Annotated in this window: 18 protein-coding genes; 6 read left to right on the forward strand and 12 right to left on the reverse strand. The window is 71.5% G+C overall.

From position 1 onward, the window contains the following. Positions 1-19 precede the first annotated feature (19 nt). Complete coding sequence (locus ACGFIS_RS28430) at positions 20-292, reverse strand: hypothetical protein (protein ID WP_392901244.1); 273 nt, start codon at positions 290-292, stop codon at positions 20-22. After that, positions 289-654, reverse strand: a complete 366-nt coding sequence (locus ACGFIS_RS28435) for a hypothetical protein (protein ID WP_392901246.1) — start codon at positions 652-654, stop codon at positions 289-291. Before ACGFIS_RS28435 ends, ACGFIS_RS28430 begins: the two co-directional genes overlap by 4 nt. A 393-nt stretch (positions 655-1,047) precedes the next feature. Between ACGFIS_RS28435 and ACGFIS_RS28440 the strand changes: the two genes are divergently transcribed. The 3 genes from ACGFIS_RS28440 to ACGFIS_RS28450 all read left to right on the forward strand — a co-directional run bounded on the left by ACGFIS_RS28440 (position 1,048) and on the right by ACGFIS_RS28450 (position 1,836). Next, entirely contained in the window at positions 1,048-1,287 is a 240-nt protein-coding gene (locus tag ACGFIS_RS28440) for a helix-turn-helix domain-containing protein (RefSeq protein WP_392901247.1), read from the forward strand. An 82-nt stretch (positions 1,288-1,369) separates the two neighbouring features. Next, the gene (locus ACGFIS_RS28445; protein WP_392901249.1) at positions 1,370-1,576 is read left to right on the forward strand and encodes a Scr1 family TA system antitoxin-like transcriptional regulator; all 207 of its coding nucleotides are present in this window, start codon (positions 1,370-1,372) and stop codon (positions 1,574-1,576) included. Then, on the forward strand, positions 1,573-1,836 hold the full coding sequence (locus tag ACGFIS_RS28450) for a DUF397 domain-containing protein (protein WP_392901251.1): 264 nt from the start codon (positions 1,573-1,575) through the stop codon (positions 1,834-1,836). The genes ACGFIS_RS28445 and ACGFIS_RS28450 overlap by 4 nt, the downstream gene beginning before the upstream one ends. A 118-nt stretch (positions 1,837-1,954) precedes the next feature. On the opposite strand, the gene ACGFIS_RS28455 is transcribed toward ACGFIS_RS28450, so the two are convergent. The 3 genes from ACGFIS_RS28455 to ACGFIS_RS28465 all read right to left on the reverse strand — a co-directional run bounded on the left by ACGFIS_RS28455 (position 1,955) and on the right by ACGFIS_RS28465 (position 3,673). Beyond that, complete coding sequence (locus ACGFIS_RS28455; RefSeq protein WP_392901253.1) at positions 1,955-2,524, reverse strand: peptide deformylase; 570 nt, start codon at positions 2,522-2,524, stop codon at positions 1,955-1,957. A 216-nt stretch (positions 2,525-2,740) separates the two neighbouring features. Next, positions 2,741-3,070 carry a helix-turn-helix domain-containing protein gene (locus tag ACGFIS_RS28460; RefSeq protein WP_392901255.1) on the reverse strand — a complete coding sequence of 110 codons (330 nt, stop codon included), beginning with the start codon at positions 3,068-3,070 and terminating at the stop codon, positions 2,741-2,743. An 18-nt stretch (positions 3,071-3,088) separates the two neighbouring features. Then, positions 3,089-3,673 carry a Uma2 family endonuclease gene (locus ACGFIS_RS28465; protein WP_392901257.1) on the reverse strand — a complete coding sequence of 195 codons (585 nt, stop codon included), beginning with the start codon at positions 3,671-3,673 and terminating at the stop codon, positions 3,089-3,091. Positions 3,674-3,875: 202 nt separating this feature from the next. Between ACGFIS_RS28465 and ACGFIS_RS28470 the strand changes: the two genes are divergently transcribed. Together ACGFIS_RS28470 and ACGFIS_RS28475 are read left to right on the forward strand one after the other, a co-directional pair. Continuing rightward, on the forward strand, positions 3,876-4,442 hold the full coding sequence (locus ACGFIS_RS28470) for a DUF1707 domain-containing protein (protein ID WP_392901259.1): 567 nt from the start codon (positions 3,876-3,878) through the stop codon (positions 4,440-4,442). A 111-nt stretch (positions 4,443-4,553) separates the two neighbouring features. After that, positions 4,554-7,115, forward strand: coding sequence for a hypothetical protein (locus ACGFIS_RS28475; protein WP_392973161.1), 2,562 nt, complete (start codon positions 4,554-4,556; stop codon positions 7,113-7,115). A gap of 217 nt (positions 7,116-7,332) precedes the next feature. Here the strand turns inward: ACGFIS_RS28475 and ACGFIS_RS28480 are convergent, their stop codons facing one another. From ACGFIS_RS28480 to ACGFIS_RS28490, 3 genes are all read right to left on the reverse strand, one after another. After that, a complete protein-coding gene (locus ACGFIS_RS28480) occupies positions 7,333-7,518 on the reverse strand; it encodes a hypothetical protein (RefSeq protein ID WP_358454906.1) in 186 nt (61 codons plus the stop codon). A gap of 182 nt (positions 7,519-7,700) precedes the next feature. Next, entirely contained in the window at positions 7,701-9,548 is a 1,848-nt protein-coding gene (locus ACGFIS_RS28485; protein WP_392901264.1) for an endonuclease/exonuclease/phosphatase, read from the reverse strand. Between the two features lie 119 nt (positions 9,549-9,667). After that, positions 9,668-9,859 carry a ferredoxin gene (locus ACGFIS_RS28490; protein WP_392901266.1) on the reverse strand — a complete coding sequence of 64 codons (192 nt, stop codon included), beginning with the start codon at positions 9,857-9,859 and terminating at the stop codon, positions 9,668-9,670. 172 nt (positions 9,860-10,031) lie between these two features. Here ACGFIS_RS28490 and ACGFIS_RS28495 point away from each other — a divergent pair, with 172 nt between their 5' ends. Continuing rightward, on the forward strand, positions 10,032-10,757 hold the full coding sequence (locus tag ACGFIS_RS28495; RefSeq protein ID WP_392901268.1) for a class I SAM-dependent methyltransferase: 726 nt from the start codon (positions 10,032-10,034) through the stop codon (positions 10,755-10,757). 70 nt (positions 10,758-10,827) lie between these two features. Here ACGFIS_RS28495 and ACGFIS_RS28500 read toward each other — a convergent pair whose 3' ends face one another. From ACGFIS_RS28500 to ACGFIS_RS28515, 4 genes are read right to left on the reverse strand one after another with little or no spacing between them, the layout of a single operon-like run. After that, positions 10,828-11,955 (reverse strand): prenyltransferase, encoded by a 1,128-nt coding sequence (locus tag ACGFIS_RS28500; protein WP_392901270.1) that lies wholly within the window; start codon positions 11,953-11,955, stop codon positions 10,828-10,830. Continuing rightward, the gene (locus ACGFIS_RS28505) at positions 11,945-12,706 is read right to left on the reverse strand and encodes a class I SAM-dependent methyltransferase (protein WP_392901455.1); all 762 of its coding nucleotides are present in this window, start codon (positions 12,704-12,706) and stop codon (positions 11,945-11,947) included. The genes ACGFIS_RS28500 and ACGFIS_RS28505 overlap by 11 nt, the downstream gene beginning before the upstream one ends. A 43-nt stretch (positions 12,707-12,749) precedes the next feature. Further along, a complete protein-coding gene (locus tag ACGFIS_RS28510; RefSeq protein WP_392901272.1) occupies positions 12,750-14,057 on the reverse strand; it encodes a glycosyltransferase family 4 protein in 1,308 nt (435 codons plus the stop codon). Positions 14,058-14,085: 28 nt separating this feature from the next. Next, complete coding sequence (locus ACGFIS_RS28515; protein WP_392901274.1) at positions 14,086-15,333, reverse strand: cytochrome P450; 1,248 nt, start codon at positions 15,331-15,333, stop codon at positions 14,086-14,088. Between the last annotated feature and the right edge of the window lie 22 nt (positions 15,334-15,355).

Consider the following 15,355-nt stretch of genomic DNA (forward strand, 5'->3'; position numbering starts at 1 on the left):
GCGAGGTACTGTGCGGCGTTCACGCGTCCCACCACACCACGGCGCCGGTTCCCTCGTCCCGCCATGCCTCGGCGACCGTCCTGAGGTGGACGTAGCGGACGCGGCCGAGCGGGTCGAGCGCGACGCGGCGGACCGTCCCCCAGCCGTCGGGACCGCCGTCGCGGAGCACCTGGTGGACGTTGCGCATCGCGGCGTCCCGGTCGTCCGTCACTCCGGCCCACCCGGCGTCCCGGCCCCGGACGTCCCAGACGAAGATCTTGCGCGGCGGGCCCGCGGGTGTCGGCTCGGTCACCGTGCCGCCCGTGTGATGGCCACCCTGATCTGGGACGCCGCCGCGTCCAATTCGTTCGCGGGACGGATCAGCGCGCTGGTGCGGACGTCGTAGAACCACCACTGCCCGTCGCGGTAAAGGCACCCGACCGTGGCCGCACGTCCGGGGACCTTGTGCGGGATGACGTTGAGGACCGGATAACCGTCGACCGACGTGAAGGCCGTGAGCAACCCCGCGACCCGGACGAACCTCTCGTTGAGCCGGACCAGGAAGGTGATCCGCTCCCTCTGCGGGACCGGCGCACCAGGACGGCGCGCGGCCTGCGGCTCTGGAGGGGGCGGCGGGATGACGCGTCCCCCGGAACGCCGTTCGTGCGCTCCCACGTGATCACCCTCCAGGGATCCGGCGAGTGGGGGTCGTGATTCTCAGGATCATCCTCCGCCTGTGTATTCGGACATATTTCATGTCTGGGATGAATTGCTCTGCCGGAGGTGATCGAGTTTCTTGTTCGAGGGGGAGAATATTTCGAGTCACCTCTGCGGCGAGGTCGAGTAGAGCACCATGAAGACGCGAACTGCAAGACTTAAAGCGAATTTGCTAATGAAGAATTCGCAGGTCAGGGCCCATGTTGCAGATCATGCCGACCGATGCTTTCATTTCGAGTGAAAGACGACCCCGAATAGAGGTGATGTCAAATGCCGGCGCCCCCGACCGGATCGACCGTCCCCCGAAGGCAACTCGGCCGCCATCTGCGCCAACTGCGGACAGATGCGCGCATGACGGTACAAGCAGCCGCGAATGCGCTCGAATGGTCCGAGGCGAAGATGTGGCGCATCGAGACCGGGCAGACGTCGCTGCGGTCCCACGATGTGGAGCTCATGTGTCGGGTGTACGGAGCGCCCCGCGACCTGAAGGCGGCCCTGATGGGCCTCGCCAGGGAGACCAAGGAAAAGGGATGGTGGAACGCCTACGGCGACGTGATCCCGGACAGCTTCGACCTCTACATCGGCCTTTAGGAAGCGGCACAGACCTTTGAGCATTACTCGCCCGAGCTCGGCCGGCGCCCATCGGGGGCTCGACACCGGACCGTTCATCCTGATGCGGTTCCTGACCACTGGAGACGGCCGCAGCCACGAGCCGCCCACGGTGTACGTGCAAGGCTTCACCGGGGCTCTGTATCTTGACAAACCCCACGAGATCGACCGCTACGCCGACGCGTTCGCGGTCATATGGAACGACGCTCTCCCGGAGGACGAGAGTTCGGCGCTGTTCCTGCGAGTAGCAAGGGAGATGGACGGACGATGAATGCCGGCTTCACGGCTGCGGCCTGGCGCAAGAGCAGCCGCAGCAACTCCGACCAGGATTGCGTCGAGATCGCGCAGGGCATGGCCTGGCGCAAGAGCACTCGCAGCAACTCCGACCAGGAGTGCGTCGAGGTCGCGCAGCTGGCGGCCGCCGTCGGTGTCCGGGACAGCAAGAACCCGGAGGGCGGCCACCTCGCCATGGACCGCACCGCCTTCGGTGACCTGTTGGTCAAGGTCAAGGCGGGCGACCTGGACCTCTGACCGAGGCGCCGGCCTTGGCCGGTCGTTCGCCCGCGCCTGCGGACCGCGACCGCGGGCGGGGCGGACGTCAGGGCGCGGCAACCGCGAGGATGACCTCCACCAGGCGGACGGAGGGCGATCACGCACCCTCGTATACCCAGGCTCGGCCGGTCTGCCGGTACTCCTCCACCGGGATCGGGTCGACTCCGGTTCGCATCCGGGCGGTGTACAGCAGGCCGTCGAGATGGTCGATCTCGTGGTGGATGAGGCGGGCGAGGCCGCGCGTGTACTCGATGGTCACCCTTGCGCCGGTCAGAGCCGTGGCCTCGACGGTGATCTTCAAAGGGCGGGGAACCAGACCACGGACGTCGAAGAAGCTCAGGCAGCCCTCGTACTGCTCGTCTATCTCCTCGGAATGGTCGGTGATCCGCGGGTTGAACAGGATGATGGCCGGGGCGTCGCCGGGCGGCTGGACGACGGCCACGGCACGTCCGATGCCGATCTGCGGGGCCGCGATACCCATGCCCTTGGCGAAGGGGTGGACTTGTTCGATCCGCTCCATGGCGGCGAACAGTTCGTCCGTGACGCGCTCGGCCTCGTCGCGCTCGGCGGGCAGGTCGAAGGCGCGGACCGGTTCGGCGAGGATGCCGGCGCCGTGCTGGACGACACCGAGGTCTCGCATCTGCTGGCTGGGCCGCACGTCAATCACCTGAACTCCCCTTGATCAGTGTCGCGTTCGGTCCGTGCCCGAAACCGCCACTTCAGCCGGTACCGAGCGTGCAGGGCGGGTGTAGTTGTGATCCACGTGAATTGCCGTAATTCACCGTGTGATCCAGACGGAGGACTGCGCTCGTGTGCTGATCATGGCGGGCAGCTCTGCCAAATCGGAGAAGGTTCTTCGTGAACGAGTCCCTCTGTCCGTCCGTCAGATCGTGGCGGGGACGGCCTGGTCGTGCAGGAAGTCGTCCAGTTCCAGGAAGTCCAGGAGGGCTTCGCGCATCCGGTCCATATCGGAAGCGTTGGCAGCCCGTGCCGCACACTGCGCTCGGTCGGCCGCCGTCCCCACCCCCGTGAGTTGGGCGACCGTGTGCCCTGTCGCCCACGCGATCGCCACCACCTCCGGCATCTTCGGCGCACGGTCCCCGGAGATGATCCGCGACAGGGTGGACTGCGAGATTCCGGTCGTGTCCGCGAGGGCGCGCTGGCTGAGGCCCGCGGCGACGCGGGCGCTCTCAATCGCCGCACCGCTGGTCATGGTCACCATCATGAATGGTCAGTCCATTTCGGAGAGGCGGGCGGGGTCGAAGACGATCGGGTAGGGGCGGTCCAGCGTGATCGTTTCGCCGGAGCGGGCCTTGGCGGCCACCTCGTAGTGGTCGTCCCTGAGTTCCAGCATGGTGATCGTCGGGCGGGGTTCCAGGTCGACCAGCCAGTAGTGGGGGATGCCGGTCAGGGCGTACTCGCTCACCTTGCGGACGCGGTCCGTCTGCTCGTTGACGGTGCGGGGCGTGACGACCTCGGCGACGAGGATGAGGTCCGGGCCGTAGTAGGTGCGGGTCTGGCGTTCCAGGGCGGCGCGGGCCACGTCGCGGGTCACGGCGAAGACGTCCGGCTTCCGGATGCCCGCGGGGGTGGTCACGTCCTGCGGGGCCCCCGCGACGTGGACGTCGGCGGCGGCTTGGCGGGCCGCGTCCTTGAGGATGCCCTTGAGCCGTTCGGCGGCGTGGTCGTGCCACAGGTCGCCCGGCAGTTCGTTCAGCCACCCGTCCGCCAGTTCGTAGCGGCGGCCCTCCTCGGGCAGCGCGTCCAGGTCGTACAGCGTGTACGGACCATGTGCGCGGCCGAGTGTCCCGCCCATGGATCATCCCCCTAACCTCGGCTTCTCCGAATTTAGCGGACGGAGGTCCGGCGGGGCCGCAGGCAAGATCGCGCGTCGGGATGCGGCCAATGTCTCGAAAGCAGAGGGGCGGCAGGTTAAGATACATCGTGTCTTGGACTTGACCCTCCACCAGGGGGAGGGACGAGTCTGCGGAGGCGGACCGTCCCGAAGGAGACATGCGATGAGCGTCGAGCAGCATCCCCAGACCGCGCCCGCGCTGCGCGCCTCGGACCGTGACCGCGACGAGATGCTCGTCCGGCTGCACACCTCCTTCGCCGAGGGGCGGCTGAGCGAGGCCGAACTCGACGAGCGCATCGACCTGGTCCTGGCCGCGGTCACCCATGAGGACCTCGGGGCCGTGGCCGCCGACCTGCCCGGTGACGGGCGACGGGCGGTTGCGGAGGGCTCCGGACCCGCCGGGCGGTTCCAGGTCGCCTACAAGAGCTCGATCACGCGCGCCGGCCGCTGGCGGCTGCCCGAGCGGTTCACCACCGTCGTCTACAAGGGGACGAGCCTGCTCGACCTGCGGGCCGCCGAGCTGGACGGGCCCGTCACCACGCTCCGGATCCTGGCCTACAAGTCCTCGGTGGAGATCATCGTGCCTCCGGGTGTTCGCGTGGAGACCGACGGTGTGGGCGTCTCCACCGAGGTCCACGGCGTTCCGTCCGCCGGTTCACCGGTCGTGCATGTCCGGGGTTATGCCTACAAGGGAACGATCGAGGCGAAAGATCGAATACGCCGGGCCTGAGGTGATAGAACGCTCCCGCGGCCCCATTGGCCGCCGGTCACCAGGATGTCCGTACAGGCACCCGCGTGGCGCGATTCGATGGTGGTCCGACAGGACCGTGAAGGAGCGCGTGTGACGGCGAGGACCCCGGAGCGGGACGAGGCCCGGCGGACGGCCGAGGAGGAAACGGGCGGCTCCCGCCAGGTCCGGCGACGGCTGACCTTCGGCGTCGCCGGCGACCTCGCCGGCATGCGGACGGCGCTGTCACCCTGGCAGCGCGCGTACGAGGCGTGGCGGGCCGCCGGGCTGAGCTGGGGCCATGGTGCCCCGCCCCGCGAACGGGCCGTCGGCGACGCGGCGGGCGTCAACGCGGTCCGCCTGGCGGAGGCGCCGGAGACCGGTCCGGACGCGACGACGGAGCCCGAGCCCGCCGGGCCGGTCCCGGCGAAGACCGAGAGCACGAAGCCCGCACCGGAGAAGGCCGCCCCGAAGAAGCCCGCGCCGCGGAAGGCCGCGCCCGACCCCGACGATGTCCTGGTCGCCGGGCCCGGCATGGCCGCACGGAAGCAGGCGCCGCCCCCGCGCCCGGCGCGCCGGCTGCGTTCGCGGCTCGCGGTCGTGACCGGGCTCGTCCTGGTCGCCGGAGGCGTGATCTTCACGGTGTCCCAGGAGGAGAGCGGCTCGGACGAGCCGGGCATCCCGGGTCCGGTGGCGGCGGACGCACTCTTCGCGCCCGACCCGGCCGCCACGACCGACGGGCTCGTCCAGGACCTCGCCACCGTCGCCGCCGCCGGAGGGACGCTGGTCGCCGCGGGCACCGAGAGCGACGGAGTCCCGGGACGGGAACGGACCCGGTTCCTCTTCTCCGTCGACGGAGGCCACGCCTGGTCGCTGGGGCGGATCGCCACGCCGGACGGCTCGGAACTCCCGTTCGGCGACGACCCGGGCATGGTCTCCGGCGGCAACGGCCTGTGGGCGGCGCTCGGACGGTCGTCCGACGGCGGCACGGTGGCGTGGACGAGCCAGGACGCCAAGACCTGGACCAGGCACACCCTCGGCGCCGCGTTCCGGTCGTCCGACACCATGAACGACGTGACCCGCACCGGCGACGGCTTCGTGGCCGTCGGCGCCGCGGACGGCCGGGCCGTCGCCTGGCTCTCGGCGGACGGCGGCGCCTGGCAGCGCGTCGAGGGCCTCAAGGGGATCAGCGGCCTTGATCGCGTTGCGTCCTCCGGGACGGTCCTGGTGGCCCACGGGACGTACCCGAGGAAGGTCACCCGGAAGCGGCGCGGGAAGAAGGTCACGCGCACGGTGCCCACCCCCGGGACCTGGCGTTCGACGGACGGCGGCCGGACGTGGACCGGCGTGAGAATCCCCCAGGCGCAGGGCTCCTACGGGCCCGCGAAGGGCCTCACGTCCGGCCCCGGCGGGTTCGCGACCGTCCGCGAGGCCAAGCGCACGAGCGGCCCGAAGAAGCGCCGCAAGACGGCGCGCTCCGGGGTTCTGCTCACGTCGGCGGACGGCCTGAAGTGGCGGGTCGCGAGCCGCTTCCCGGGGTACGGCATCGAGCTGTTCGGTGGGACGCGGGCCGGTTTCGCGGTGCTGGTGCAGGGCGAGAAGGGCGCCCGCAGGATTCTGCGCAGCACCGACGGCGCTACCTGGAAGCCGGGCGGCACCGTCGCCGCGCCCGTGCGGAGCAGCGGGCTGACGGTCGCCTCGGGCGGCACGATCGCGATCTCCGGGGGGCAGGGCGACGACGCCTACCTGCACGGCGTGGATCTGCGGACCGTGCCGGGGGCCGTCCGCCCGGAACGTGCCATCAGGTCCCTCGCGGCGGTTCCGGGCCGCTCCGTCGCGGTGGGCGGCACCAATGGCGGCGCGGCGATCTGGACGGCCCCGGACGGCCGCACCTGGCAGCGTGCCCGGTTCCCCGGCGCCGGCGGTTGGCTTTCGGACGTCGTCCACGGCGGCAAGGGATGGCTCGCGGTGGGCCGCACGTCCGGCGCGAAACCCGCACCGCTCGTGATGACCTCGCAGGATGGGGCGTCCTGGCAGAAGGCCGCGTTCCCCGCCGGACCTCCGCCCGTGGCCGTCGTGACCGGGCCGGCCGGCTACGTCGCGGCCGGAGCGGGTGCGATGTGGCGCACGGCCGATCTCAAAACGTGGAAGCGGACCGACCTCGACGGCGCCCCGTCCGATGTGGCGGCGGCGGCCGCGAAGTACGTGGCGGTCGGTGCCCGGGGGGAGGCGCCGGCCGTCTGGACGTCGGCGGACGGCGTGACGTGGACGGCCGCCGAACTTCCGGCCGGTCTCGCCACCGGGCCGCTCACCGATGTCGCCGCCCACGGGAACATCCTGGTGGCGATCGGCGCGGACGGTGCCCCGCTGGTCTCCGCCGACGGCGGGACGACCTGGGGCGCGCGGGGGCTCGGCGGCGACTTCAACGCCACCGCGATCACGTCGACGCCGGACGGTTTCGTCGTGGCCGCGGTCACCTCGGCGCGGAACGCGGTGGTCCTGGCGTCCGCGGACGGCGGCACGTGGCGGCGGCTCCCGGTTCCCGGGCTGTCCGGGGCGGGCGACCAGCGGCTCACCGTCCTGACCGCCATGGGTCCCGCCGTCCTGGCCACAGGAGTCACGGACGGCCCGCGCTCGGAGATCCCGCTTCTCTGGAAGGCCCGCGTCCCGCGGTAGCGGCGGGGGCGGTCAGCCGTTGCAGCCGCAGGAGCATCCCTTCGGGCATGAGCATCCGCCGCCGTGTCCGCAACTGCAGTCTTTTTTCGTCATGCGCGGAAAGTACCGTCCGCCGCACTGTGCGGTCTATGACCGTCGGCGCGAGGTGACTCTGTCGTGCAGGACACGGGCCGTCCCGTGGCGGGGAACTCGGGACGGCCCGTGCCTGGCTCGCGGCTCAGGCGTCGATGTGGAGGTCCACGCCGAGCAGGATCAGGACCCAGAGGAATATGGCCAGCAGCGCGCTGCCCACGCGGCGGATCAGGCTTTCGTCGATGTAACCGCGGTCCCAGGCGATGAACACGCCGATGATGATGTAGATGAGGCCGACCAGGCTGATGTGCGGCCGGTATCGGGTCGCCATGTAAGGCGTCTCCTCCCGGTGGGGGTCTGACGATCACTCGCTGCCCCGGGGGTCCGGGAGAAAACACCGGCGGCATTCAGGGCCGGTCCCAGACGATCTTTTTGGCACATCCCAAATTGGACTGCCGTAACCGTGTGAACGTGGGTGTTCACTCTCCGGAAATGCCGCGATCGCGGCCGCGGCTATTCGCCCGACACCTTGATACGGACGACGGTGGGGTCGCGGTCGTCCGGGCCGGCGAACTCGGCGTTGCGGTGCACCACGTCGAACTCGTGCCGGTCCTTGCGCAGGGACGGGCTGAGCAGGATGTGGTCGAGGACCTCGGAGTTGCCGCCGGTGACCGCCGTGTAGCGGTCGCCCGGGGGCAGCCGCGCCGGCAGGTCGGTGAGCCCGGTGCCCTGGACGAGGGTGCGGACGGGGGAGGAGGTCTCACCGTCGTTGAGCTCACCCGCGACGATCACCCGTGCGTCCGTGTCCACCTTCCGGACCGAATGCACGAACCCCGCCACCATGCGCGCCTGCGCTGCACGCCGCCACTCGGTGGGGCGGGCCGGCGGCTGGTGCCGGCCGAACAGCGGCTGGTCGTCGGTCGTGCGGGGGAACCACTGGTTGGCGATGACGATGATGCGGCGGCCTTGCCAGGTGACCTCCCCGGCGAGGGGCTTGCGGGTGCCCGCCCACGCGGCGTCGCCCGGCGCGATGCGGCCGGGGCTGAGCGACAGCCCGGCCGCCCCGCCGTGCCGGACGGCGCGGACCGGCGTCACGGCCGGGTCGGGGCCCTCGGGCGGCTCGTCCGGGAGCGGCTCGGTGAGGGAGGGGCGGTCGACGAACGCGAGGCCGCGGTCGGTGCGGAACAGGAACCCGCCCCGCAGGTTGTCGCCCTCCTCGCCGCCGTCGGCGTTGTCGCGCGGGGCGACCGACCGCCAGTCGTAGGCGGGGCCGCCCGCCGCGCTGATCGCCGTGATCAGCTGGGCGACGGTCTGGTCGGCGGCGACGGTGCCGTCGTCGTCGGGTCCGCTGTTGTCGCCGAGGCCGCTGACCGCGATGAGGTCGGGGGAGCGCAGCCCGGTCACGATGTCGCCGGCGAGCCCGGCGAACCGCGCGGGCGGCGCGTCCGGGTTCAGCCCGTCCAGCCCGGCGGTGGCGACGGCGAGTTCGCCGGGCTTCTGCGGGCGGGTGACCTCGCGGGGCAGCCCGCCGGACGCGCGGCGCGGGGTCGTGGTGAGCAGCAGGTGGTAGTCGCCGTACTCGTAGTCGAGGACGCCGCGGTTCGCGCCGGGGAGCCGGTCGCCGACGTTCATCCCGGGCAGCGGGGCCAGGGCGTCGTCCAGGATGATCCGCTCGGGGTTGGCGTCGCCGTCGCGGAGCAGGATGCCGCCGCGCGGCGTCCGCGTCCCGGAGCCGGCGCCGTTCGCGGGCAGCACCGGGATCTCGCCGTAGCGGGACGGGCCCACCGCGACGGCGTCGCGGATCTCGATCCGCATCCCTTCGAGGGACTCGTAGAAGTCGATGCCGTCGCGGCGGGGATCGAACGCGCCGCCCCGCTCGACGTTGCCGTACCCGCGGTCGATCACCCGCCCGGGCGGCCTGCGGCCCTTCGGGCCGATGACGACCGGTGGCGGTGGCGCCGTGCCGTGCGCCTCGACGGTGGTCGCGGTGGCGTCGATCTCCGTGCGGGTCAGCCCGCCGGACGAGGCGCCGCCCGGACGGAACTCGGCGACCTCGCCGTCCACCCGGACGGAGTCGCCCGCCGCCACGTCCGGCCGGGTCCGGGTGAAGACGAACACGCCCTCGGACGTCGCGTGATCCTTGTCGGGGCGGGGGTCCTGCATCCAGAACCCGTTGCCGGTCAGCGCGGTCACGACGCCGGGGACCCGGGCGACGGCGGAGCCGTTCAGCGGCGAGATGTGCGCGGCGCCCTGGATGTCGCGGATGCGCACCGACGGCGCCGCGGCGTGCGCGGAGGCCGGCGCGGCCAGCGGTGCGACGAGGACGCTCGCGGCCAGGAGCCTCCGGAGACCGTGCACCACCCGCGCTCCATGATCGACTAGGGAGTCCGACCGAACGACAAGGATGATACGCGTGCGTCCCGGCACCGCGTGCCGCCCTCGTGAACGCGCCCCGGGGCGGCACACCGCGCCGCCGGGGCCTACTCCTCCAGCGTCAGCGCGGCCTTCGGGCACGAGCGGACCGCATGCCGGACGCGGTCCTCTTCCTCCGGCGGGACGTCCGGCTTCAGGATCTCCAGTTCGTCATCCTCGTTCAGGTCGAAGACCTCGGGTGCGAGCCCGACGCACACGGCGTTCGCCTCGCACACCAGAGGATCGACTCGTACTCTCATCGCCTTCTCCGTTCCCGCCGTGAGCATGCCGGTACCACCTTCGCCCGCCAACTTACCGAATGTGATTCGGGGTGGTCTCCCGACCCCGAAAGTAGAACAGGTTCCATATGGGGCGGCAAGGGCGGGTCCCACTGAGCGGATCTCGGATAAGGTGCCGGACTGGGAGGAATCGATGACCCACACCAAGGCGTCCACCGGCCCGGGGACGACCGGCACGCCCACCCCCGGAATCCCCGCCGACCTGCTGCGGGCCGCGCGCTACGCCAAGGGCTTCATGCCGGACGGCGAGGGCCTCGCGCTGTACGAGACGGCCCTGGAGTACGGGGCGCGCCTCGCCGGCGCCGGCCCGATGCTGGAAGTCGGCACCTACTGCGGCAAGTCCGCCGTCTACCTGGGGGCCGCGGCCCGGGCGGCGGGAACGATCCTGGTCACCGTCGACCACCACCACGGCTCGGAGGAGAACCAGGCGGGCTGGGAGCACCACGACCCCTCCCTCGTCGACCCGAGCACAGGGCGGATGGACACGCTCCCCGCCTTCCGGAAGACGATCGCGGCCGCCGGGCTCGAAGACGAGGTCGTCGCCGTCGTCGGGCAGTCCCGCACCGTGTCGGCCTTCTGGCGGACACCGCTGGCGCTGCTGTTCATCGACGGCGGCCACGCCGAGGAGCACGCGCAGGGCGACTACGAGGGCTGGGTCCCGCACGTCGCCGTCGGCGGGGCCCTCGTGATCCACGATGTCTTCCCCGACCCCGAGGACGGCGGACAGCCGCCGTACCACGTGTACCTGCGGGCACTGGAGAGCGGCGCGTTCGAGGAACGCCGCGCCGAAGGCTCGCTGCGCGTCCTGGAACGCGTCAACGACACCGACCCGGTCCACCCCCGCCGCCCGGACGCCTGACGCTGGACGAAGGCCACGGCGAAGGGCCGCACGGGAGTCCGGTGCGGCCCTTCGCGGCTCTCGGACCGTCCTAGAGGTTCGTTCGCATCGGGTTGGCGACCGAGACCAGGGCGCAGCCGCACGCGAGCGGGTCGGACGCCTCGGACGGCCCCAGCGGCCGTCCCGCGATCTCCTTGAACAGCCGGGCGCCGGGGGAGGCGTCCGCCAGCGCGTCCGCCGCCAGGATGACCGCCGCGGCCGTGTAGGTGGAACGGTCCCCGGGGAAGTGCCGCCGGTTCTCGAACTGCCAGCCCGTCCAGTACGAGCCGTCCTCGTGCCGCAGATGCTGGATGGTGCGGAACAGCTCCAGCGCCCGGTCGCGTTCGCCGGCGGCGTCCAGCGCCAGCACCAGTTCGCAGCTCTCGGCCGCCGTCACCCACGGCTGGTCGGACACGCAGCGGCAGCCGAGGCCCGGCACGACGAACGTGTCCCAGCCCTCGTCGAACCGCCGTGCCGCGTCCTCACCGCGGACGGGGCCGCCGAGCACCGGGTAGTACCAGTCCATCGACCAGCGGCTCTTGTCGGCGAACGCCTCCGGATGCGCGGCGACGACGTGCCCGAGCTGGTCGGCGGCCAGCTCCCACTCCGGCTGGTGCTCGCCGAGATGCTCGGCCAGCGCGACCGCGCACCGCAGCGACTGGTGGATCGACGAGCAGCCGGTCAGCAGCGCGTGGTCGGACGCCTCGCCGTTCTCGTGCCGGATCCAGATGATCTCCCCGCGCCGGGTCTGCAGGCCGAGGGCGAACTCGATCGCCCGCCGGACCGCGGGCCACATCCGCCGCGCGAACTCCTCGTCCCCGGTCATCAGCAGCTCGTGCCAGACGCCCACCGCGAAGTAGGCGGCGTGGTTGGACTCGCCGCCCGGCTCGGTGACCTCGCCCAGCACCCACTTCGCGGGCCACGACCCGTCCGGCCGCTGGACGCTCCGCAGCCACTCGTACGCCCGCCTGGCCTCCGCGCCCAGCCCGGCCGCCGACAGCGCCATCGCGGCCTCGATGTGGTTCCAGGCGTCCACGTGCCCCGGGACGCCGCCGGTGGGGGAGAACCAGGGGATCGCGCCGGACTCCTCCTGCTGCGCGGCGATGCTCTGGGCCGTCGCGACGACGTCGTCCGTCGACAGGACCCCGCTCACGGAAGGCGGGCCGGTCTCAGACCGCATCCGCGGTCTCCTTGGCCGGAGCCGCAGGCGTGCCCGGCGCCGCGGGCTTGGCGAAGTAGACGACGACGCTCTTGCCGATCACCGGGTTCAGTGCGCGCTCGGCCAGCCGGGTGGCGAGGGGGCGCTTCATGATGTCCCAGACGAGGATCTGGTGGTAGGCCTTGGCGAGCGGGTTGCCGTCGTTGTTCACCCCGACCGCGCACTTGATCCACCAGTACGGGGCGTGCAGCCCGTGCGCATGGTGGTGGCCGCCGACCCGGAAGCCGACGGACTTCAGCTTGGCCTCCAGCTCGGCGCGGGTGTAGATCCGCACGTGCCCGCCGGGCGCGGTGTGGTAGTCCTCCGACAGCGCCCAGCACACCCGCTCGGGCAGCCAGCTCGGCACCGTCACCGCGAGCCTGCCGCCCGGCTTCAGGACGCGCAGCAGCTCGCGCATCGCCCGCATGTCGTCGGGGATGTGCTCCAGCACCTCCGACGCGATGATCGCGTCGAAGTGGTCGTCGGGGAACGGCAGGTCGAGCGCGTCACCCTGCACGGTCTCTGCGGTCGCGTCCTCGGGCACGTCGCCTTCGAGGCTCATCGCCCCGAACATCTTCTCGACGGCGGACAGCTCCTCGGCGTCCTGGTCGAAGGCGATGACGTGCGCACCCCGGCGGTACAGCTCGAAAGCGTGCCGTCCGGCGCCGCATCCCATGTCGAGGACGCGGTCTCCGGGGGTGACGCGGAACCGCTGGAAATCCACGGTCAGCAGGGTCGTGCTCCTTCCATACAGGGGAACGCCGTCGGGACGTCCCTCAGCCCTTGGCCTTGCCCGCGGCGAGCCGCAGGTAGTTCTGCTGGGTGATGGCGGCCCGGTAGTGCTCCACCGTGGCCTTGGCCACCGCGGGCCAGGCGAAACGCTCCTGGACGCGGGCCAGGCCGGCGGCGCCGGCACGCGCGCGCTCGCCGGCGGAGTCGTGCAGCCGGCGCAGGGTCGCCGCCAGCTCCTCCACGTCCCCGGGCTGGACGAGGACGCCCGCGTCGCCGACCACCTCCGGCAGCGCGCCGGCGCGGCTCGCGACCAGCGGCGTCCCGGACGCCATGTGCTCCACGGCCGGCAGCGAGAAGCCCTCGTAGCGGGACGGGACGACGGCGATCTCCGCGGACGCCAGCAGGTCGCCCAGGTCGCCGTCGCTGATGCCGCTGACGAACCGGACGCGGTCGCCGAGGGCCAGTTCCCGCACGAGTTTCTCGGTCGGGCCGTCCTTCTGCGGCTTGCTGACGACGATGACGTGCACGTCCCGCTCGGTGGCGAGCTTGGCGACCGCGCGCAGCAGCACGTCCACGCCCTTGATCGGCGCGTCGGCGCTGGCCATCGCCACGATCCGGCCGGGGACGCGCTCGCCGCGCGGGTGGAAGACGCGGGTGTCGACGCCGAGCGGCAGGATCTCGATGTCGCGCGGGTCGACCTTGAAGTCCTTGACGATGTCGACCTTGGACGACTCCGACACCGTCATGACCGGGCCGATCCGCCGCGACACCTGCGACTGCATGCCGACGAAGCCGTACCAGCGGAACTTGCCGAGCTTCTGCTTGATGCCGCGCGCCGCCTCCAGCTCGATCCGACGGTCGACGCTGATCGGGTGGTGGATGCTGGTCACCAGCGGCAGCCCCAGCCGGGCGATGCCGAGGTTGCCGAGGCCGAGGACCTGGTTGTCGTGCACGACGTCGAAGTCGCGGCAGCGTTGCTTCAGGAGCCGCAGCGCGCGCAGGCTGAAGGTCAGCGGCTCGGGGAAGCCGCCCGTCTTCATGTGCGCGAACTCCAGGACGTCGATCCAGTCGCGGAACTCGCCGAGGGCCGGGATGCGGAACGGGTCCTCGTCCCGGTACAGGTCCAGGCTCGGGATCTTGGTGAGGGCGATCTCCTCGCGGTCCAGCTCCGGATACGGCTGGCCGGACAGCACCTCCACCGTGTGGCCGAGATCGACCAGTTCCCGGCTCAGATGCCGGAGGTACACGCCCTGGCCGCCGCAGTGCGGCTTGCTCCGGTACGAGAGCAGGGCGATCCGCAACGAACCGGCCGGGCTCAGTGGATCACCGCCCGGCTCGCCTGCTTCACCCACGCCATCCCCTGCCCACGCACCACTCCCGTCAGTCGAGGAACGCCGGCCGCACGCGTACCGGCATCTCCTTGATGCCGTTGATGAAACTAGACCTTAGCCTCCGTACGTTACCGTTGAGTTCAATATTGGGCACAGTGTCCAAAAGTGTTTCGAAAAGCACACTGAGCTCGAGTCGGGCGAGGTGGGACCCGAGGCAGAAGTGCGGCCCGCCGCCGCCGAACCCCAGGTGGGGGTTGGGGTCGCGTCCCACGTCGAAGGTGCCCGGGTCCGCGAACACGGCCTCGTCGCGGTTGGCGGACGCGTAGAACACCACGACCTTGTCGCCCTCGGCGATCTTGCGGCCGCGGATCTCGGTGTCCCGGGTGGCCGTCCGCCTGAACAGGTTGACCGGGGTGACCCAGCGGACGATCTCGTCCGCCGCCGTCCGGACCAGGGACCGGTCGGCCTTCAGCCGCTCCCACTGCTCCGGATGCTCCAGCAGTGCCAGCATGCCGCCGGTCGCCGCGTTGCGGGTGGTCTCGTTGCCGGCGACCGACAGCAGCATCACGAACAGCTCGAACTCGTCCCCGCTCAGGATCTCCCCGTCGGCGTCCGGCTGGAGCAGCCTGGTGACGATGTCCTCGCGCGGGTTCTCCCTCCGGTCGGCGGCCAGGACGTTCGCGTACGTGTACAGCTCCGTCGCGGCGGCCTGGCCCTCCTCCGGCGTCCGCTGGAACTCCGGGTCGTCCCCGCCGATCAGCGTGTTCGACAGGTGGAAGATCTTCTCCCGGTCCTCCGGAGGGGCGCCGAGCAGCTCGCAGATCACGTACAGCGGCAGCGGGGCCGCCAGATCCCGGACGAAGTCGGCCTCGTCCCCCCGCTCCACGGTCTCGGCGACCAGCTCCCGGCAGATCTCCCGGATGTGCTGCTCCAGCGCGCCGATGGCACGCGGGGTGAAGCCCCGGTTGACGATGCTCCGCTTGCGCGAGTGCTCCGGCGGGTCCTGGTTGAGCATCATCATCCGCTGCAGGGCGAGATGCTCCTCCTCCGGTTCCTCGAACAGCGCGAGCCGCCGCCACGAGGAGAACAGCTCCGGGTGCCGCGACACGTGCACGACGTCCTCGTGCCGGGTGATCGCCCAGAACGGCGGGAAGTCCCTGCCCGGGTCCCCGTGGTGCCGGTGCACCGGATCGTGCTCGCGCAGCCAGGCCAGCTGCCCGTGGGGAATGCCTCCGTGCTCGTACGCGCCGGGATCGACCAGCTCGATGTCGGGGGTGATGTCGGGGGTCGCGGTCACCTGAACCTCCTCGGGTCCCTGA

Origin of the sequence: Spirillospora sp. NPDC048824 (genome assembly GCF_043198455.1) — a bacterium.
Taxonomy (GTDB): domain Bacteria; phylum Actinomycetota; class Actinomycetes; order Streptosporangiales; family Streptosporangiaceae; genus Spirillospora.